At 38.4% G+C, this 20,230-nt stretch carries 16 protein-coding genes and 1 rRNA gene; 6 read left to right on the forward strand and 11 right to left on the reverse strand.

Annotated features, from left to right (window positions below):
* Window positions 1–627 precede the first annotated feature (627 nt).
* Both BK574_RS14660 and BK574_RS14665 read right to left on the reverse strand, forming a co-directional pair.
* Window positions 628–2,180, reverse strand: a 16S ribosomal RNA gene (locus BK574_RS14660).
* Window positions 2,181–2,531: 351 nt separating this feature from the next.
* A complete protein-coding gene (locus tag BK574_RS14665; RefSeq protein ID WP_078429117.1) occupies window positions 2,532–3,404 on the reverse strand; it encodes a nucleotidyltransferase-like protein in 873 nt (290 codons plus the stop codon).
* A 400-nt stretch (window positions 3,405–3,804) separates the two neighbouring features.
* Here BK574_RS14665 and BK574_RS14670 point away from each other — a divergent pair, with 400 nt between their 5' ends.
* Entirely contained in the window at window positions 3,805–4,155 is a 351-nt protein-coding gene (locus tag BK574_RS14670; RefSeq protein WP_075388140.1) for a YgzB family protein, read from the forward strand.
* 36 nt (window positions 4,156–4,191) lie between these two features.
* On the opposite strand, the gene perR is transcribed toward BK574_RS14670, so the two are convergent.
* The 7 genes from perR to BK574_RS14705 form a co-directional block, all read right to left on the reverse strand.
* Window positions 4,192–4,629, reverse strand: coding sequence for a peroxide-responsive transcriptional repressor PerR (gene perR, locus BK574_RS14675; protein WP_078430878.1), 438 nt, complete (start codon window positions 4,627–4,629; stop codon window positions 4,192–4,194).
* Window positions 4,630–4,751: 122 nt separating this feature from the next.
* Window positions 4,752–5,045 (reverse strand): cyclic-di-AMP receptor, encoded by a 294-nt coding sequence (locus BK574_RS14680; RefSeq protein WP_338020628.1) that lies wholly within the window; start codon window positions 5,043–5,045, stop codon window positions 4,752–4,754.
* A gap of 199 nt (window positions 5,046–5,244) precedes the next feature.
* Window positions 5,245–5,715: a thioredoxin-dependent thiol peroxidase gene (gene bcp, locus BK574_RS14685; protein WP_075388138.1), complete on the reverse strand. Its 471-nt coding sequence runs from the start codon at window positions 5,713–5,715 to the stop codon at window positions 5,245–5,247.
* A gap of 60 nt (window positions 5,716–5,775) precedes the next feature.
* The gene (locus tag BK574_RS14690) at window positions 5,776–6,198 is read right to left on the reverse strand and encodes a potassium channel family protein (RefSeq protein ID WP_075388137.1); all 423 of its coding nucleotides are present in this window, start codon (window positions 6,196–6,198) and stop codon (window positions 5,776–5,778) included.
* 286 nt (window positions 6,199–6,484) lie between these two features.
* A complete protein-coding gene (locus tag BK574_RS14695; protein ID WP_078429118.1) occupies window positions 6,485–7,270 on the reverse strand; it encodes an ABC transporter permease in 786 nt (261 codons plus the stop codon).
* 3 nt (window positions 7,271–7,273) lie between these two features.
* Window positions 7,274–8,068 (reverse strand): ABC transporter permease, encoded by a 795-nt coding sequence (locus BK574_RS14700; RefSeq protein WP_078429119.1) that lies wholly within the window; start codon window positions 8,066–8,068, stop codon window positions 7,274–7,276.
* A complete protein-coding gene (locus BK574_RS14705; protein WP_075388134.1) occupies window positions 8,058–9,068 on the reverse strand; it encodes an ABC transporter ATP-binding protein in 1,011 nt (336 codons plus the stop codon). Before BK574_RS14705 ends, BK574_RS14700 begins: the two co-directional genes overlap by 11 nt.
* 232 nt (window positions 9,069–9,300) lie before the next feature.
* On the opposite strand from BK574_RS14705, the gene BK574_RS14710 reads away from it, so the two are divergent.
* From BK574_RS14710 to BK574_RS14735, 5 genes are all read left to right on the forward strand, one after another.
* Window positions 9,301–10,593, forward strand: a complete 1,293-nt coding sequence (locus BK574_RS14710) for a glutamate-1-semialdehyde 2,1-aminomutase (RefSeq protein WP_078429120.1) — start codon at window positions 9,301–9,303, stop codon at window positions 10,591–10,593.
* A gap of 467 nt (window positions 10,594–11,060) precedes the next feature.
* Window positions 11,061–15,548 (forward strand): glutamate synthase-related protein, encoded by a 4,488-nt coding sequence (locus tag BK574_RS14720; protein WP_078429122.1) that lies wholly within the window; start codon window positions 11,061–11,063, stop codon window positions 15,546–15,548.
* Window positions 15,549–15,934: 386 nt separating this feature from the next.
* Complete coding sequence (locus BK574_RS14725; RefSeq protein WP_078429123.1) at window positions 15,935–17,017, forward strand: FUSC family protein; 1,083 nt, start codon at window positions 15,935–15,937, stop codon at window positions 17,015–17,017.
* A gap of 125 nt (window positions 17,018–17,142) precedes the next feature.
* Window positions 17,143–17,358, forward strand: a complete 216-nt coding sequence (locus BK574_RS27580) for a hypothetical protein (protein WP_078429124.1) — start codon at window positions 17,143–17,145, stop codon at window positions 17,356–17,358.
* On the forward strand, window positions 17,315–17,554 hold the full coding sequence (locus BK574_RS14735; RefSeq protein WP_142247973.1) for an adenine nucleotide alpha hydrolase family protein: 240 nt from the start codon (window positions 17,315–17,317) through the stop codon (window positions 17,552–17,554). The genes BK574_RS27580 and BK574_RS14735 overlap by 44 nt, the downstream gene beginning before the upstream one ends.
* A gap of 218 nt (window positions 17,555–17,772) precedes the next feature.
* On the opposite strand, the gene BK574_RS14740 is transcribed toward BK574_RS14735, so the two are convergent.
* Both BK574_RS14740 and ntdP read right to left on the reverse strand, forming a co-directional pair.
* Window positions 17,773–19,518 (reverse strand): ABC transporter ATP-binding protein, encoded by a 1,746-nt coding sequence (locus tag BK574_RS14740; RefSeq protein WP_075388147.1) that lies wholly within the window; start codon window positions 19,516–19,518, stop codon window positions 17,773–17,775.
* Between the two features lie 165 nt (window positions 19,519–19,683).
* Window positions 19,684–20,214, reverse strand: coding sequence for a nucleoside tri-diphosphate phosphatase (gene ntdP / locus BK574_RS14745; protein ID WP_075388129.1), 531 nt, complete (start codon window positions 20,212–20,214; stop codon window positions 19,684–19,686).
* Window positions 20,215–20,230: the final 16 nt, after the last annotated feature.

The raw sequence follows: 20,230 nt of genomic DNA on the forward strand, positions 1-20,230 counted from the left end.
GCGAATTTCTTCGTCAGTTTTGTCCTTCCGGTACTCACGTATGTTAGATACGATCCGTTCCTCAGGACTTCACTTCCTCGAACTTCTTGCTTCTTTTAAAACTTCTAAAGTTTATCAAAAAACTTAAATAACTATAAAGGTTGTTGAATTCTTGACGACTCAAGTTACTCTTGGTTACACCGAAGTGCAACCCAGTGAAATCTTGATGTCATTTCTAGTTATTATCCAGTTTTCAAAGAACGCATTAGACAAATAATAAGCGGTGAATTTCTTCGTCAATTTTGCCCTTGCGGTACTCACGTATTATAGATACGATCCGTTTCCTCAGGACTTCATTTCCTTGAACTTCTTGCTTCTAATTTGTCTTTTAAATTGAAAGAACTAAATCGAATTAAAAGATTAAATTCTTTCAAAACTGAACAAGGCAACTGACTTCAATTACAACTTGAACAGTCATCTAAGTTATACTTCTTGCAGCCTTGCATCGAGGAAGCTTACTTCGAAGCGTTGCTCGTAGACACAGATGCAAAAAGTAAATCAGAGAGTTTTGAGTTCTCTCAAAACTGAACAAAAAAGACCAAAGCGTACATACCGAAGTATGCATCGACTAGAGTAAATACTCCATAGAAAGGAGGTGATCCAGCCGCACCTTCCGATACGGCTACCTTGTTACGACTTCACCCCAATCATCTGTCCCACCTTAGGCGGCTGGCTCCAAAAGGTTACCCCACCGACTTCGGGTGTTACAAACTCTCGTGGTGTGACGGGCGGTGTGTACAAGGCCCGGGAACGTATTCACCGCGGCATGCTGATCCGCGATTACTAGCGATTCCGGCTTCATGTAGGCGAGTTGCAGCCTACAATCCGAACTGAGAATGGTTTTATGGGATTGGCTCGACCTCGCGGTTTCGCTGCCCTTTGTACCATCCATTGTAGCACGTGTGTAGCCCAGGTCATAAGGGGCATGATGATTTGACGTCATCCCCACCTTCCTCCGGTTTGTCACCGGCAGTCACCTTAGAGTGCCCAACTAAATGCTGGCAACTAAGATCAAGGGTTGCGCTCGTTGCGGGACTTAACCCAACATCTCACGACACGAGCTGACGACAACCATGCACCACCTGTCACCTTGTCCCCCGAAGGGGAACGCTCTATCTCTAGAGGTGTCAAGGGATGTCAAGACCTGGTAAGGTTCTTCGCGTTGCTTCGAATTAAACCACATGCTCCACCGCTTGTGCGGGCCCCCGTCAATTCCTTTGAGTTTCAGCCTTGCGGCCGTACTCCCCAGGCGGAGTGCTTAATGTGTTAACTTCGGCACTAAGGGCATCGAAACCCCTAACACCTAGCACTCATCGTTTACGGCGTGGACTACCAGGGTATCTAATCCTGTTTGCTCCCCACGCTTTCGCGCCTCAGCGTCAGTTACAGACCAGAGAGTCGCCTTCGCCACTGGTGTTCCTCCACATCTCTACGCATTTCACCGCTACACGTGGAATTCCACTCTCCTCTTCTGTACTCAAGTCTTCCAGTTTCCAATGACCCTCCACGGTTGAGCCGTGGGCTTTCACATCAGACTTAAAAGACCGCCTGCGCGCGCTTTACGCCCAATAATTCCGGACAACGCTTGCCACCTACGTATTACCGCGGCTGCTGGCACGTAGTTAGCCGTGGCTTTCTGGTTAGGTACCGTCAAGGTACCGCCCTATTCGAACGGTACTTGTTCTTCCCTAACAACAGAGCTTTACGACCCGAAGGCCTTCATCACTCACGCGGCGTTGCTCCGTCAGACTTTCGTCCATTGCGGAAGATTCCCTACTGCTGCCTCCCGTAGGAGTCTGGGCCGTGTCTCAGTCCCAGTGTGGCCGATCACCCTCTCAGGTCGGCTACGCATCGTCGCCTTGGTGAGCCATTACCCCACCAACTAGCTAATGCGCCGCGGGCCCATCCCGTAGTGTTAGGTAAACCCAACTTTTACAATGACACCATGTGGTGCGATTGATTATCCGGTATTAGCTCCGGTTTCCCGAAGTTATCCCAGTCTACAGGGCAGGTTGCCCACGTGTTACTCACCCGTCCGCCGCTAACCTTTCAAGAGCAAGCTCTTGAAAGGTCCGCTCGACTTGCATGTATTAGGCACGCCGCCAGCGTTCGTCCTGAGCCAGGATCAAACTCTCCAATAAATTGAAAATAGCTTGATATAAGCTCACTTGCACAGGATGTGCTGGCTTCGATGTTGCGAACAGGACGTTCGCGTTCTTAATCGAAGGTCATCATCACTGTGACGTTTTTAAAACATTGACGAGATATCATGTATCTCTTTATTCCGCTTGGCTTTTTGTTCAGTTTTCAAAGAACTTTTTTCATGTCGTCGTAATGGCGACTTTTAAATCATAACACCGAGAAAATGTTTTGTCAACACTCTTTTTTAACTCTCTTTATTTAGAATTTAGAAATAAAAACATCGCCGCAACAGCGACGATTAATAATATACCATATCCATTTTTATAGGTCAACACTTTAAAAGAAAGTTTTTAACTATAAGTACACCGATAAAACAGATGAAATATTCCTTTGGCTTTCGTTTCTTTCCTAATTATCTCTATTGCACCTTTTCGAACAAGATATCTAACCAATAACTCTAAATCAACCGAGTACTCTTTCAACTCTCGGTGTTCCATTAATCCAGCAATCGCCCAAGGTTCAGTAGTACTATTCATTATTTTAAGGATATGCATACTACCTAACTGAGCTTTCGATGTAATCGCAAACTCATTTGCAATTAATAATAACTCCACTCTTTTTTCAATAGGTTCTTCACCTTGCAGAAGTTCGTGATAAAGCTTATATGTTTCTGGTTCTATATGTTTGACTTGATCCCAAACCGTAACTTCTGGATAAAACCCCTTTTCTATTACCGATAATCTCGCTTGATGATGAAGAGCATGCAAAATATGATTAAAAGCGTCTAAATAATTTTCTGATTGATACAAGGCCTTCGCCTTTTCAGAGCGTCGTAGCAATTTAGAGAACTCTATCCCTAGCTTCTGTTGTCTTTCTTCAAAAGGAAAATCACTGATCCTTTTCTTCATATTATAAACATATTCATTCCGATCAAAAAGAACTTTCCCATTAAATACCCAATCAATAAACCGACGATTCGTTCCTGTAATCATCCATTGAAAGAGTTGTTCTTCGTCGATGATATTCATTGAAACTACCTTATCTGAATACTCATAATGGCGAACCAACCAAGAACTACTCCCCTTTTGTTTTATAATTAAAAAGATTACATCATGGTCATCAGTATTCGGATATAACCCTCCTTCTTTCTCTACCATTAAGATCCCTAACGTATCAGGTTCACTTGCTTTATCTTGATATAATTGCCTTAACATTACTTCCATTAGGTGTCCCCTCTCTAAAAAACTAACACGATCTATGTAATCATTTTTTATGTTGATAAAGCAAATCTTGTATCAGTGAGGGTTTTCCTCTTCCATCACTGATGGTTAGTTAAGGCCCACACAATGCGGGTCACACAGACGTTGCCACAGACGCAGCAACATCCGCGTCCATTAAGACCAGCAGTTTATTCTCCACTTACCCTTCTTTGATTCCTCGAAATATTGAAGTGGGGGGATTACTGCCAGGTGGTGCGGATAAAACTTTTCGAACCTAATATTAAAAGCCAAATAGTTTCTTCGACAAGAAACATCAAAACCCTTTTCTATTTAATAAAATACAGATAAATAATTTTTTAATATGGTACTCTATGCTATACTAAGCAACAGGAGGGAACTTATCATGCCAACTAAGTATTCTAACAAAATAAATAAAATACGAACATTCGCGTTATCCTTAGTTTTTATCGGAATCATCGTAATGTATGTAGGTATATTTTTCAGAAACTCACCGATCATTATGTCTTTAACAATGCTACTAGGATTTTTATTCGTCATATCCAGTACTGTTGTTTATTTTTGGATCGGAATGATCTCAACAAAGTCCGTTAAAGTTATCTGTCCTAACTGCAATACCCCAACTAAAGTACTCGGTCGAGTTGATGCTTGTATGAACTGCAACGAACCTTTAACATTAGATCCTGATCTCGAAGGTAAAGAATTCGATCTAAAATACAACCGCAAAAAAAGCTGAACGCCTTATTAGTAGGCTTCAGCTTTTTCTAATACCCTAATGAGTTGACTTTTTCTTACACTCGGGACAAATTCCGTATATTTCCATCCTATGATTACTAACATCAAAATTAGTCACATGTTCCGCTAAAGTCTCAACTTCGTCTAGTCCAGGATAGTGAAAATCCACTATTTTCCCACAGTCTGTACAGATCACATGATAATGTTCAGTCGTAACACAATCAAAACGACTTGAGGAATCTCCATACGTTAACTCTTTTACAATACCAACTTCTTTAAACATCCGTAAATTATTATAGACCGTAGCAACACTCATATTCGGAAATCGACCCTCCAACGCTTTATATATATCATCAGCAGTTGGATGAATCATCGATTCATATAAATATTCTAAGATCGCATGACGTTGAGGAGTCATGCGAACCTTCGTTGTTTTTAAAGAGTCGATCGCTTCCTGCAGGCGATGTTTAGCCATCGTCATGCACCTCTCTTTCAGAAAAACAATTCTTTTTTTATAATGTTTATAAATAGTATAGTTAAATTTCGAAGAATTGTCAATGTTTCCACTGTAGCATTAGCAAAAAACAAACTCTTACTTTATTTCCGATCTTGTAATAAAGGAATTAAAACTGGGTTTGTTGGAATAATAAATGAAGTGTATCGATGTGATACCGCTCTTTTTCTTCCTTTTTGCTTTTCTACGTCTAAACAAGCAGCTTGAAGAGATTTCCGCAAATCTTCAATATCTCCTTCTTCAACCCCAAATAAAAATGTAGTATTACCTTTCCTTAAGAAACCACCTGTACTCGCCAATTCCGTCATTCGAAACCCTTTGTTTCTTAATTGCTTTTCAACTTCATTTGCATAATAACTTTCCATGATACAAATCATTAACTTCAAAAGCCGCCCCCCTCTCCCTTAATACCCTTTATAGGATTTCTGCATTGTATAATTCTTCTCCTACTTCATCTATACTAGAAAAAAATTTAATTGCTACAGAAGGAAACCCTTCACTTTACATTTGTTGAATTTCGGGGTTTACTCTCGTAGATGATACAACTTTCACATCAATCACTCTTTCTTTATTTAACTATATTAAATTCTCTCTTATGTATGACAGCGCTTCTTCCACATGACCTTTGACTCTCACTTTTCGCCATTCCTTAACAACTTTCCCTTCTTTATCAATAACAAATGTAGACCGTTCAATTCCCATATATTCTTTACCGAAGTTCTTTTTTAACTTCCATACATCATAAGCTTCAGCGACCTCATGTTTTTCATCAGCTAACAACAAAAACGGAAGTCCATGCTTATCAATAAATTTTGTATGCCGCTCTATAGGGTCCGGGCTCACCCCTATAATAACAGCATCCACATCCGAAAAACTTTCATGATGATCTCTAAAATCACATGCCTGAGTTGTACAACCTGGTGTCATATCTTTTGGGTAAAAGTATAATACGACATTTTTCCCTTGAAAATCATTTAAGGAAACCATTTCTCCATTATTTGCTGGCAATTCGAACTGCGGTGCTGTTTGTCCAATTTCTACAGTCATATCTATCCCTCCAAAATGTATTCTTTCATATAGATTATCGAAACTTCATCAACGTTACAACTATTCTGAACGTTTATCCATATAAACGACCGTTGTAACAACAAATGCAGCTGGAAGAACATAACCAATTAATGCTTGAACCATCGCAATCGGTCTTCCAAAACCAAGGGGGGCGATGTCACCATATCCAACAGACAAAAGCGTCACTGCACTAAAATACATCGTATCTTCCAATAAATGAAGTACACTTCCACCGACATGTCTTTTTCCTTCCGTAAGGACTGTAAAACCAGCCATTTCCAAAGCCATATATAATAAACCAAACCCGACCGTAATCGTAATATATACTGTAAAAAGGACGACGAAATTTCGAAGTGAGAGCGCTTGTCCTCGAAGTGGACGGTTTTTTAATAGTAACAAAATACTCATAAGAACCCCTAGAACTGCAATTGAAATTACTGTTAATATCAATAATTCCCCCATACAATCACCTCTAACCCAATTTATGAGCGCAATTCATAAATTAGGACAACTAGAAAGTCCATCCTGAATAGGAACAATATTTTCCCTGCAAATAAAGGAGACTACATTAGACAAGCACCCACTACTTATTTGTACTCCATGAAGCTCCCATCCTGTACTCATTCCACTACTTTTTTTCATTTCCCCGCTTCTTAACCAGCATACTACTAAGGTATATTTTTTCATCAAAGGTATAACAAACAAAGAGGACGTCGCCAAAAGTTACGCTCTTGGGACACCCTCTTTATTAATTTCCCGCACCGCGGTATTTGGTTACACCGATATTCCATAGAACAACAGCGACCGCGAAGAAAACAACCCCCATTACAGGAGTTAGTGCCGCATAAACAAACCATTCTTGTTTACCAAGGAAATACGCAGATGGATACACACCGACAAAAGCAAACGGTAAAATCCAAGTTAGAATAAAACGAATGACTCCATTATAAATATCTACAGGATATCTACCATAGTTTCCAATGTTATACATCATTGGCATAAAGTCTGTTTTACTATCTGACCAGAAGCTAATACTCGCCAGCATCGTGAAAATACTACCGTAAATTAACGCTCCCCCTAAAACTAACGCTATAAAAATAAACGGATCGTACCAAGACAACGTAAGTTCTAATTTAATTCCTGCATAAATCATAATTGCAAGTCCCGTAATGACTCCAAATAAAGACTCCAACTCCATCCGCTCTAATACAATTTGAAAGAGACTGTGGATCGGCCGCGTTAATACGCGGTCCATTTCTCCTTTTACAATGTACCGATCATTAAAATCCCATATATTAAAAAAGGAAGAGAAAATTGCATACGGGACAAGAAAAAAGCCATAAATGAAAATAATTTCTTCTCGATTCCAGCCACTCAAAAAAGAAGTATGACCAAAGACCACAAGAATAAAGACGAGATTAACCGCCTGAAATAAAAAGTCGGATAATATTTCAACAACTGTATCCACCCGATAAGTAAGCCTTGTTTTCATATATTGAGAGGCATATTGAAAAAACATCGAAATATGAAACATCCTCTACCCCCCTTGTACAACCATTTGTTTTCTAGCAATTACCCACAAAACTTGGATCGGGACAATTAATACAAGCACCCATATGAATTGAGTCGCCAACCCCTGCCAAACTTCACTTCGATTAAACCCCTCCGTAAAAATCATGCTCGGAATATAGCTGATCGCTTGAAAGGGCAAAAACGTCATCACGTTCTGCGCCCAAATTGGGTAAAAGCTAATCGGTAATAACAATCCTGAAAACAAGTCAATCACGACACGTTTTCCTCTAATTAGACCTGTATTATTATATAGGAAGAACGTTAAAATCCCCGTTAGTAAATTAATTTGCGTGTTAATGATAAAGCTAAAGATAAGCGAAACTGAAAAGAGTAACCATGTAGATGAAGCTGCCGAAAATGTGATGGGGAAGACAAGCCAAACGATCACCATGCCAGGCACCGAAAAGAAAAACAACCGAAACAAGCCTTCTCCAAGCCCCTGCATCGTCTTCATCCCTAGATAATTGTAAGGACGAATAAGCTCAATGGCGACCTTCCCTTCTTTAATTTCCTGCGCGATCTCACGGTCAATATTGTTAAAATAAAAGGCCCTTGCCATCCAAGCCACCGCGACATATGTCGTCATTTGCAGAACAGACAGCCCTTGTATTTCATCATTTCCTCCATAGATTGCCATCCACAAAAAGTAATACACACCAATATTAATACTGTAAATTAAAATCCCACTATAATAGTTTGTACGGTAGGCAAGCATCATGAGGAAACGAATACGGATCATTTCCACATATTTACTTACCATGGAAAATACCTTCTTCATAAATGTTACGTATGATTTCCTCTGTTGAAACTTCATTAATCCTCATATCCGATAACTTAATATGGCTAGCCACGAGACTAATAATCTGTGAAACTATCTCTTCTTGAATAACACTTGCCACCCATACATTTTCTTGATCTCCTTGACGCCATTCAACGGGTAATCCATTCGTAGCTTTTAATAGTCGTTCTTCTTCAACCACCTCATCAAACTGAAAATGAACTTCTTTACCTTGCCCCCAATTCCCACGTAGATTAGCTAGGGATCCATCATAAATGATCTTCCCTTCATCAAGCATGATGACTCGCTCACACAAAGCCTCTATATCGCTTAAATCGTGGGTCGTCAACAAAATGGTCGTATTGAATCTTTTATTTATTTTCTTTAGAAACTCACGGATTTTTAATTTCACTAGTACATCAAGTCCTATTGTCGGTTCATCTAAAAATAACAGCGGTGGATTATGAATTAATGCAGCTGCTAATTCACATCGCATCCGCTGACCTAACGAAAGCTTCCGAACAGGCTTATCTAAGAGCGGCTCTAAATCTAACGTTTCAATGATTTCCTTAATATGTGGTTCATATTGTTCATCAGGTATATTGTAGACCTTTTTTAAAAGTCGAAATGATTCTTGTACAGCAATATCCCACCAAAGCTGAGAACGCTGACCAAATACTACACCAATTGTTCGCACAAATCGTTCTCTCTCTTTATGGGGGTTCATCCCATTTACTATAACTTCCCCACCACTCGGAGTTAAGATTCCTGTCAACATCTTAATTGTAGTCGATTTTCCTGCGCCGTTTTCACCGATATAACCAACCATTTCTCCTTTTTTCACTTCAAAAGAGACATTATCAACAGCCGCTAGTATTTTATAATTCCTCGTAAATAAATCACGAAATGCTCCCATCAATCCCGAACGACTAGAAAAGGACTTAAATTCTTTTCGTAGTTCACGCACTTCTATTGCATTCATCATACACCTCTCCTTGGCCAAAACAGTTTATCACCAGCAGTGGTGATAAGCGATGTCTATTCTTATTCTCATTTTAAATAGGTAACTTAAAAGAAAAAAGTCCTCAACTTCATATTTATTAGAGTGAGTCATATCTATAACTCAAATAGTTTACCGTAATCACCGTTTCCACTCAAGAACAGAGCTTGTGGTAAAATAAAGGAGGTAAATTTACGTTAAGAGAGGTAAAGCAATGAATCATAAAAAGTCCGAAACACTTTATACAGAAGCAGTTGAACATATCGTTGGTGGGGTGAATAGCCCCTCTCGTTCCTATAAAGCCGTTGGAGGGGGTGCTCCTGTTTTCATGGAAAGAGGAAAAGGAGCTTACTTTTGGGATGTTGATGGGAATAAGTATATCGATTACCTAGCTGCCTATGGGCCTATTATTACAGGACATGCTCACCCCCATATAACAAAAGCCATCTCTCAAGCAGCTGAAAATGGCGTGTTATATGGTACTCCGACAAAGTTAGAAATCCAATTTGCTAAGATGATAAAAGAAGCAATTCCTTCAATGGAAAAAGTCCGCTTTGTCAATTCAGGTACTGAAGCTGTTATGACAACTATTCGCGTTGCTAGAGCTTACACAGGACGAGACAAAATTATTAAATTTGCTGGTTGTTATCATGGACATTCCGATTTAGTTTTAGTAGCTGCAGGTTCTGGACCTGCTACTTTAGGAACACCAGACTCTGCTGGAGTGCCTCAATCCATCGCAAAAGAAGTCATTACAGTTCCTTTTAACTGTTTGGACAGCTTTAAAGAAGCTTTAGACCAATGGGGCAATGAAGTAGCTGCTATATTAGTCGAACCGATCGTAGGTAATTTCGGAATCGTCGAACCAAAGGAAGGATTTTTAGAAGGTGTTAATGATTTAGCCCACCAGGCTGGAGCTTTAGTCATTTACGATGAAGTCATTACAGCTTTCCGTTTCATGTATGGAGGCGCTCAAAACCTATTAAATGTCGAACCTGATATGACCGCATTAGGCAAAATCATTGGTGGTGGATTGCCGATCGGTGCATATGGTGGTAAGCAAGAAATTATGGAAAAAGTTGCTCCACTTGGTCCAGCATACCAAGCAGGAACAATGGCTGGTAACCCTGCCTCTATCAGCGCAGGTATCGCCTGTTTAGAAATTCTTCAAGAAGAAGGCTTATATGACAAGCTTGACCAATTAGGTAAAACACTTGAAGAAGGTATACTAGCTCATGCAAGAACATACAACATTCCAATCACGATAAATCGACTCAAGGGGGCTTTAACGGTCTACTTTACAGAAGAAAAAATAACCAACTATGAACAAGCTGAAAATAGCGATAGTGAAATGTTTGCTACATTTTTTAAACTTATGTTAGAACAAGGCATTAATCTAGCTCCCTCAAAATACGAGGCATGGTTTATTACAATAACGCATAATGAACAAGATATTACGGATACACTTTCCGCTGTAAAACACTCATTTTCAAAGATGGCAAAATGAATAAATATACATTTAATGCAACCAGAAAAGAATACACTTTTCTGGTTCTTTTGTTATCACACTGAATGAAAACGCTTTCACAATCACGAATCTCTTCACTATTTTATTTTATTTTCATTAACATTTCTGAATGGTAATTACATGAAGATGAATAAAAATAATTGATTTCATTCACCTATCGTGATATACTTTCTATACAATTCTGACAATTAGAACCTGTGTTTGAGGTTCTGTTTTTGATCTGTTAGAAACCTTTACAATGTAAGGTTTTTTATAGTCAAGAAGGCTGTTCGAAAAGTTCACAAACAGAAAATACGCGAACGAGGAACTAGTTTCTTGAACCCACAAAAATTTCTTTCTGTATTTTTTGTAAGGTTTTATCACATTAAGACAAACACTGCTTGCAAATTTTTCGAACATGCACTTTTAACCTTAGGAGGTGAAGGTCAGACATTCTGACCAGTCAAATGAAGAAAACATGGAGTCCAAGTACATTTAAGAACTTTAATACGATTGAACATGATAGCTGTGGAATCGTATCTGTCATGGAAAAAGCAAAGAAGCCAACAAAAAAGAACATTGATGATTGTATCGATGCCTTAGTGAAAATGAATCACCGTGCAGGTTTTATTAACGATGAAGGTGATGGCGTTGGTATTCATATTGATATTCCTAAGAAAGTATGGGAGCAAAAGTTATCGTCAGCTAATTTAGACAGTAGTCTCGTTCAACGCTCTGACTTTGTCGTTGGACATTTATTTATAGATAAAAAAATAGATACCGATGCAGCAAAAGCACGTACACGTCAATTAGCTATTAAACATGAATTTAATCTTATTTTTGAAACAGATCAAGTAACGAATAGTGACGCATTAGGCCCATTAGGTCGTAAAGAAGAGCCTGTATTCTTCCAAATTGCTTTACTACCAAACTTTGATTCTTCTAATCTAAATCTAGCTATCTTTAATTTAATGCTTGAAATCGAAGAAGATACGAATATTCATGTTGCTTCATTAAGTAATTATTATGCGATTTATAAAGTAATGGGAGCTGGGGACGTTTTACCTCGTTATTATGATGACTTGGCGAATCCTCTCGTAGCATCAGCTATGACACTTGGGCATAACCGTTACTCAACAAACACATTATCTACTTTTTTCCGTGTTCAACCATTTAGCATAATTGGACATAATGGAGAAATTAATACGATTGCCAAATTACGTGATGAAGCACGTATGATTGATGTACCACTTGTTGACGGCGCAAGTGACTCTCAAGACTTAAACCGTGTGATTGAGACGATGATTTATAGACATGGGTACAGCTTATTTGAAGTGTTAGATATTTTATTCCCACCAATTGTTAACGAAATCAAAGCCTTACCTGAACATTTACAAGACTTATATGCTTATATTAGAGAAGCATGGGGCCATTTTGCCCAAGGTCCTGCTGGTATTATTTCTCGTTTTGGAAATGAAGCTGCGTTTAGTGTAGATGCGCTTGGATTGCGTCCAGTTTGGATGATTGAAAATGAAACTTCTTATTATTTTGCTTCAGAACAAGGAATTATTTCTTCTGCTGAATTTGTATCTGAACCAAAACCTCTAGCTCCAGGTGAAAAAGTTGGACTAAAGTGGAACGATGATGATACATTATCTGTTTATTTCCAAGATGAATATCAAGAAGAAGTTTTCCAACGGTTAAATAAGAAATTAAATGTAGTAGGAAGCCACAAAAGACTTACTCCTCCTGCATTCGATACAAACAATAAAGTGTCAAGTCTACCATTAAAAGTAACAAACAATCATTACGCTGCCTTTGGATGGGATCGTGAACACATTCAAATGGTTGAACAAATGGCCGAAAAAGGTGTAGAGCCAATCCGCTCACTTGGTCATGATGCTCCTTTAGCAGCGCTACACCAAGGAAGAAAAAACATTGCAGACTTTATTAAAGAAAGTGTCGCTGTTGTTACAAACCCAGCGATTGACCGTGACCGAGAAATGGAACATTTCTCTACTCGTGTTATTTTAGGAAAACGTCCTTCATTATTTGACAAAGAAGAAAGTCATACCAATTTAGAACTTCCTACTCCAATCGTCGTTGAAGGAGAAGCAGGTGCTTATTTAACAGAACAAACTGCTCTTCCATCTTATGATCAAGTTGTAGAATATTATACGAACCTAGGAAGTAGCTATGTTTTATCAGCAACATTTACAGAAGATGAAACGGTTGCCGAAGCGTTAGACCGCTTAATTGAGGAAGCAATCGAAGCCGTTCAAAATGGAAAAGAGCTTATCGTCATTGATGATGCTAAATCACATGTAGATGGAAAGCTATGGCTCGATCCACATCTTGTTACATCGGCACTAGACCAAGGATTAACAGAAAAACAAATTCGTCGTAGCTGTTCATTAGTTGTTCGCTCAGGAGCTATCCGTAGCTTACACGATATTGCAGTCCTCTTCGGTTTGGGAGCAGACGTTGTTAACCCATATTTACTTATTGCAACGGTTTGTGGTGACTCAAATGAACCAGTTGTTAAAGTTACAGAGGCGTTAAATAAAGGATTAGAAAAAGTAATTTCAACAATAGGTATTCATGAACTACGTGGATATGGAAGACTCTTCTCAGCAATTGGATTAAATACTGAGGTGTCAGATGTTCTAAACATCGTCAACTTCCTTGGATCTGAAGAATTGAGTTATAACTTTGAAGAAATGAAAAAAGACGCTTTAGGACGTGTTGAAGATTTCGAAAATGATAAATCACGCCCAGGTAAGTCATTCCATTTCTTCCCTCGGATTTGGAAAGCAATTGGTGATATTGCATCAGGTTCAGGCGAATATAACCAGTACAGTCAAAAGTTAAAAGAGCAAGAAGAAAATAACCCAATTTCCATCCGTCACCTTGCTGACATTAAAGAAACTGGATCAAAAGTGGCAACGGAAAAAGTTAATATTGGTGTTAAAAATCATAGCCTCCCATTCATTATTAGTTCAATGTCATTCGGTTCTCAAAATGAGATTGCGTTTAGAGCATATGCAGAAGCTGCAGACCGTTTGAACATGATTAGCTTTAACGGTGAGGGTGGAGAAATTAAAGATATGCTTGGAAAATACCCTAATACTCGTGGCCAACAAGTAGCATCTGGACGTTTCGGGGTAAATGCAGAATTGGTTAACTCTACGAATTTAATTGAAATTAAAATTGGTCAAGGTGCGAAACCAGGTGAAGGTGGTCACTTACCAGGATCTAAAGTAACTGCGAAAGTTGCTGCCGCTCGTAACGCAACACTAGGTTCTGACTTAATCTCACCTTCTAATAACCATGATATCTATTCCATCGAGGACTTAGCTCAAATGGTTACAGAAATTAAAACAGCCAATGACCAAGCGAAAGTTTGTGTTAAAGTTCCTGTTGTACCAAATATCGGGACAATCGCTGTTGGTATTGCAAAAGCGGGTGCTGATTACATCACACTAAGTGGATTTGACGGTGGTACGGGTGCTGCTCGTGTTCATGCCCTTCAACACGTTGGTCTTCCTGTTGAAATTGGTATTAAAGCCGCACATAATGCTCTAACAGAATCAGGTCTCCGCCATAAAGTGGAGCTTTGGGCAGACGGTGGTATGCGTAGTGCTTTAGATGTTGTCAAAATTATGCTACTAGGTGCAAACCGTGTTGGTTTCGGTACACTTTCGATGATCGCTGTCGGCTGTACAACTTGCCGCGGTTGTCACTTAGACACATGTCACGTTGGTATTGCTACACAAATCGAGTCAGAGTCTCAAGCCAAAGAACATGGTCTACGTCGTTTCGTTCCACGTCAGTTCGATCATGCTGTACAAGGGTTAACGAACCTCTTTACAGCGTTTGGTAAAGAACTTCAAGCTTTAACTGGTTCTCTTGGCTTTGAAAATACACAAGACCTTGTTGGACGTTCTGATTTACTCGTACAAACACGTGGTGAAGATTTGATGGACTTAAGCAATATGCTTCAAGTTATTCCAGCTCAGGAAGTACCAATGTTACCACAGCTTGAAGTTGCTGCTTCTAGTGAAGAAAATCAACTAGCTGTTGCCGCTGGTGCCGAATACCTTGACTATAACGTGGAAGATTTAAACAAGTCTCGCGAATTCTCAGGTGTTACAGCTGAGCAACGTATTCTTGGAAGTCGCGTATCTTGTCATCGTGTCAGAAATCATTTAGATGGTTCTTATCGTAACCTTCCTGAGGTTAAACTTAGCTTTAAAGATGGCTCGATCCCTGGAAACGGTTTAGGTGCATATAATAGTGAAGGTATTGCTATTCATGTTGATGGTGGGGCACAAGACGGAATTGGAAAAACTTCTTTCGGTGGTCAAATGATGATTTTTAAAGCAAAAGGAAAAGATGGGAAATTCTATAATGGTTCTGTCGGTAAAGGGGCAGGATATGGTGCACAAAAAGGTGTATTCATGTTCCAAGGAAATGCCGATGCTCGTGCAGGTATTCGTCTATCTGGTGCTGATATGATCTTTGGTGGCCGAATGACAAAACCATTAAAAGAAAATCATTATGCAAACCTAGGTGTCAATGCCAACCTTAAAGGATTTGCCTTCGAATATATGACGAACGGACGTGGTGTCGTTTTAGGTGACCCTGGTCCATGGATCTGTGCAGGTATGACTGGTGGAGTTGTTTACCTTCGCCATCAACCTGAGCTTGGGTTAACAAAAGAAGCATTAACTGCTCGTATTGCAAAAGGAGCTAAAGTAGAATTGCAGTCCCTTTCTGAAACTGGAAAAGAGGATTTAACTGAATTGTTAGGCCTTTATCAAGATCGTTTAAAAGAATATGGTCAAACAGAAGAAGCTACTTTAATCTCTGAATTAATGAAAGACTTAGAGACAAACTTCATGCAAGTCATTCCCGTTAAACAACAAGCAGACCCTTCTGTATCAACGGAATAAACATTACGAAAATCGTCCTCAAGAAATTGAGGGCGATTTTTTTTGTAAGTTAAAGTACCTTGTACATTATCGGTTAATCTTCTCTTTTATGTTAACAATACAATAAAGTGAAACTTCCATCAGTGATGGGTTTTCCTCTTCCCCCACTGATGGTTAGTTGAACCAATCGAGCACTTACTGGCAGTTTATCCCCCACTTATCCTCCTTTAATTCCTCGAAGCCTTGAAGTGGAGTTTTACTGCCAGTTGTTGCGGGGTAAAGTATAATTTAGAGTTAAAATAAGGTTATGATCCTAAATTCTCTTGATTATTTGAAAATAAAGGTGTATATTACGACATTGTCTTAGTCTTTTATTCTCTATGTATTATTGAAAGGGTAGTTCATCTATGAAGTTAGGTGCAAGAATTTTTAAAACTGGTTTGGCCATTATTTTGTCTTTATATCTCGCTATTTGGCTTGAGCTCGAAAACCCAGGATTTGCAGCCCTTGCTGCAACTTTTGCTATTCAGCCGTCGATTTATCGTTCGTTCCAAACGATCCTTGAACAAATACAAGCGAATATTATCGGGGCCGTCTTAGCGGTTATCTTTGTCCTTACGTTTGGTCCAGATCCATTTGTTGTTGGCTTAGTCACCGTCATTGCCATTGCCATTATTATAAAACTGAAACTTGAAGCCTCAACTATTCCTCTAGCTATAGTAACAATTATTATTATTATGGAAAGTCCAATTGAAAACTTTATTGAGTTTGCTTCTGTTCGGTTTCTTCTTATTATTATTGGGGTATTTTCTGCATTTATTGTTAATTTAGTATTTATACCCCCACGTTATGAAACAAAACTATATCATAAAGTCGTAGAATATACTGAACAAACGATTCAATGGACCATATTGTTTTTACGAAAAGATGCTGACCATAAATCAATGCGTAAAGATATGACGTACCTCCATGAAAAAATGGTCAGGCTAGAAAACCTCTTTCTTTTATATAAGGAAGAACGAAATTATTTTATTAAAAACAAATATAGCAAAGCCCGCAAAGTTGTTTTATTTAAACAAATGATGATAAGTGGGCAAAAAATATCTACCATTTTAAAGAATTTAGAACGACGGGAAAATGAATTGTTCCACATGCCAGAAAATCTGCAAGAGTTAATCAAAGATCAATTAAGACGGTTAACAGATTATCACTTGCGTATCCTTCTTCGGTATGCTGGGAAAGTCCATTCCGAACCAAACCCTGAAGTTTTAGAAGAAATTGACGAAGGAAAAACGAGTTTAATGGAAAGTTATTTAGTCTTATATGAACAAGCTGAAATTAGTAAAGACGAATGGCTTCACATTCTCCCTATCATCTCTCACATTATGGAGTATGAAGAAAAACTAGAGCATTTAGATCACCTGGTAGACAGCTTTTTTACGTATCATAAAAAGGAAAACAAAGTCCTCGTTCAAAATGAAGAAGAGTAAAACTTAAAGAAAACTAAAGGTTTTATGGTTAGAAAAATTCCTACCTAAAAAACAATTGCTTTTCCTAAAAAATAATTATACTTACGCTCAGAGTGTTCTGAGCAGAAGCTTTTAAAGGAGATTGTTTGGTTCTTTCAGTTGATTCAAAAGCGTACGATGAACTTAACTTTAATCAACTTCAGACCAAATACTTTTTTGAGAGTTTAACCAAAAAGTATAATGTAGAATTAATTACTAGAAATACAGATGCTAAAAATATTGCCACAGCTATTTCACAAACGGCATTAGAAAAAAAACGTGATACAAATCGTGTTAGGTCAATCTATTCAAACGAAAGTTGAATTATGGACTAAAGAACCTATTATTAATAATATTTTACTCAAAGTACAAGGAATAGATATTCATATTGTGGAGGTAAATCGAGAATTTTACTATGAATCTTCTTCCTATGAACGAGGAATTACAGCTCAGTTAGTTAAAGAAAATGACCAGGGAATTGCACTTATGGATGAAGCGAGCCTATCGATTAATAATTAAATACTCTGCGTTAAAATTTTCTCCTTAAAACAGAAGTTCAAAGTCATAAAAAAGACTTTGAACTTCTTTGAACTTACCGATATATAGTGAAGCTTCCTTTTCGTCCCGCACTGTATGTTGAGCCTACACGCTGTGGGCCACACAGACGTTGTCACAGGACCCAACGCTCTCATAGTCTCTTGGCACGAGTTAAACGGAATAAAAGGACTACCGTTGTTCTAATGAAGTTGCTGGACTTCGAAAAGTCGTTTATAACTACCCTTCCTATTCATTAGATCTTCGTGCGTACCGATTTCTGAAACCTTTCCGTCTTCTATCACAACGATTCGATCGGCATTCGTGATTGTCGATAGTCGATGTGCAACAATAAATGTCGTTCTACTTTTAGCCAATACTTCTAAGGCCTCTTGAATGTAATGTTCGCTTTCTAAATCAAGGGCTGATGTTGCTTCATCAAAAATAAGAATGGGAGGGTTTTTCAAAAACACTCTCGCAATCGCAATTCTTTGTTTTTGTCCACCAGAGAGCTTGACTCCCCTTTCCCCCACTTCGGTATCATATCCTTTTGGCAAATTCATTATGAAATCATGGGCATTGGCAGCCATAGCTGCAGCAATTACTTCATTATCCGATGCGTTAGGATTTCCCATTAGAATATTCATTTTTATAGTATCGCTAAAAAGAATATTGTCCTGCAACACCATTCCAATTTTATCTCGAATGCTTTGTACTTCATAATTACGGATATCATGTCCGTCAATTTCAATACTTCCTTCTGTTACATCGTAAAAACGAGGAATTAAACTAATGATCGTACTTTTTCCGCCTCCACTCATACCTACGAAGGCGATCGTCTCTCCAGCCTTTACATCTAAGTTAAAGTCTTTGATTACCGTTAAACTATCTTCATCATAACGAAACGTTACATTTTTAAATGTGATATCTCCTTTTACGAACTTCAAAGGTTTCGCATTATCTTTATTTACAATATCGTACTTTTCATCCATAAATTCAAATACCCGATCCATCGAAGCAAGAGATTGCGTTAATGTCGTCGAGGAGTTAATAAGTCTTCTTAATGGGTTATAAAGGCGCTCCATATACATAACAAAAGCAACCATACTTCCTATTTCAATGCGTCCAGTAATTACAAAATAACCTGAAACTGCAATGACTAGAAGCGGCGCAACATCCGTTATCGTATTTACAACAGCAAACGTTTTAGCGTTCCAACGTGTATGATCAAGCGCTCTTTCTAGAAAGTGACCGTTACGTTTAGCGAACTGGTCTTTCTCATAATTTTCTAAAGCAAAACTTTTAATGACATTCATCCCTTGAATTCTTTCATGGAGATGCCCTTGTACTTCAGCTAAAGCTTGAGAACGGACTCTCGTTAAATGTCGCAACCTCGAATAAAAAAATTTAATTGAAAATCCGTAAAACGGAAACATACAAATAGCCACTACTGTTAACCAAGCATTCATTGAAAACATAATCGCTAATGCAATCAATATCGTTATCATATCAAGCCATATGTTCATTAGACCCGTAATTACAAAATTCTTCGTTTGCTCGACGTCATGGATTACTCTAGAAATTATTTCTCCCACTTTTCTATTTGAGTAAAAACGAAGACTCAATTTTTGGATATGAGAAAATAACTTTTTCCTAATATCATATAAAACTTTACTACCAATCCATTGAGCGAAATATTGTCGATAATATTCTATCGGTGGTCGCACAACTACAAAAATGAAGAACATAATCCCCATTAACCAAAGTAATTTTGAAATTTTTTCATCTTGCAATAATGCTTCTGCCAATACAATATCATCAATAACGTATTTTACGATTAGCGGCGTCAACAGGGGTATTCCAAATTTAAAGATACCTATCCCCACCGCAAAAAATACAACTTTCCAATACGGCTTTACAAATTTTAAATATCTTCTAATAGAGGTCAGACCTGATCCCCCCATTTTACATAATATGTATTTTGTTATAATGAAAAAACAAAAGGCAGACTCAAATGCAAAGTATCTGTCACACACTAATTAGAAGTATAGTACCTCCATATAGGTTGCACTATAAATCAGAATTAAGGAGTACAGATACTTATGAGTCAGCCTCTACAGTCGGTATTGTAAAAATCGCTCGTACCACATTTCAACAAACTGCGGAGCAAACGGTCCTTTCCGTTGATGAATCCAAGAAACGAGCTCTTCAACATTTCGTTCAAGAATATGATCAAGTTGTTCAGGATATTTCATCTGTTTTCGATGAACAGCATACTCATCTTCATCCAAAAGCTTATACGTCATATCAGGAAAGACTTTAATATCTAGATCATAGTCAATATACTTTAAAGCTTCTTCATCCCATGTAAAAGGGGAACCTAAATTGCAGTAATAGTAAATTCCGTCGGACCTGATCATACCAATCGTATTAAACCAATGATTTGCATCAAAATAACAGATAGCTGGCTCACGTGTACGCCATTGGCGACCATCTGATTCCTTGACTAGAATACGGTCATTACCACCAATTACTACTTTTGACGTCCCCTTTAGAACAACAGTTTCTTCCCATACACGATGAATGAAGCCATTGTGTTTATAACTCTGGATTTGAATAACACTTCCAGTCTTGGGGAAACCCATGTATTACTCCTTTCTC

Origin of the sequence: Alkalihalobacterium alkalinitrilicum (genome assembly GCF_002019605.1) — a bacterium.
Lineage (GTDB): Bacteria > Bacillota > Bacilli > Bacillales > Bacillaceae_F > Alkalihalobacterium > Alkalihalobacterium alkalinitrilicum.

What these genes read in the sequence shown, in the direction of transcription:
- BK574_RS14695 (WP_078429118.1), bottom strand. Translation starts at nt 7,270, where the DNA reads ATGTTTCATATTTCGATGTTTTTTCAATATGCCTCTCAATATATGAAA.
- BK574_RS14725 (WP_078429123.1), top strand. Translation starts at nt 15,935, where the DNA reads ATGAAGTTAGGTGCAAGAATTTTTAAAACTGGTTTGGCCATTATTTTG.
- BK574_RS14690 (WP_075388137.1), bottom strand. Translation starts at nt 6,198, where the DNA reads ATGGGGGAATTATTGATATTAACAGTAATTTCAATTGCAGTTCTAGGG.
- ntdP (WP_075388129.1), bottom strand. Translation starts at nt 20,214, where the DNA reads ATGGGTTTCCCCAAGACTGGAAGTGTTATTCAAATCCAGAGTTATAAA.
- perR (WP_078430878.1), bottom strand. Translation starts at nt 4,629, where the DNA reads ATGGCTAAACATCGCCTGCAGGAAGCGATCGACTCTTTAAAAACAACG.
- BK574_RS14705 (WP_075388134.1), bottom strand. Translation starts at nt 9,068, where the DNA reads ATGAATGCAATAGAAGTGCGTGAACTACGAAAAGAATTTAAGTCCTTT.
- BK574_RS14700 (WP_078429119.1), bottom strand. Translation starts at nt 8,068, where the DNA reads ATGGTAAGTAAATATGTGGAAATGATCCGTATTCGTTTCCTCATGATG.
- bcp (WP_075388138.1), bottom strand. Translation starts at nt 5,715, where the DNA reads ATGACTGTAGAAATTGGACAAACAGCACCGCAGTTCGAATTGCCAGCA.
- BK574_RS14720 (WP_078429122.1), top strand. Translation starts at nt 11,061, where the DNA reads ATGAAGAAAACATGGAGTCCAAGTACATTTAAGAACTTTAATACGATT.
- BK574_RS14680 (WP_338020628.1), bottom strand. Translation starts at nt 5,045, where the DNA reads ATGATTTGTATCATGGAAAGTTATTATGCAAATGAAGTTGAAAAGCAA.
- BK574_RS14710 (WP_078429120.1), top strand. Translation starts at nt 9,301, where the DNA reads ATGAATCATAAAAAGTCCGAAACACTTTATACAGAAGCAGTTGAACAT.
- BK574_RS14670 (WP_075388140.1), top strand. Translation starts at nt 3,805, where the DNA reads ATGCCAACTAAGTATTCTAACAAAATAAATAAAATACGAACATTCGCG.
- BK574_RS14665 (WP_078429117.1), bottom strand. Translation starts at nt 3,404, where the DNA reads ATGGAAGTAATGTTAAGGCAATTATATCAAGATAAAGCAAGTGAACCT.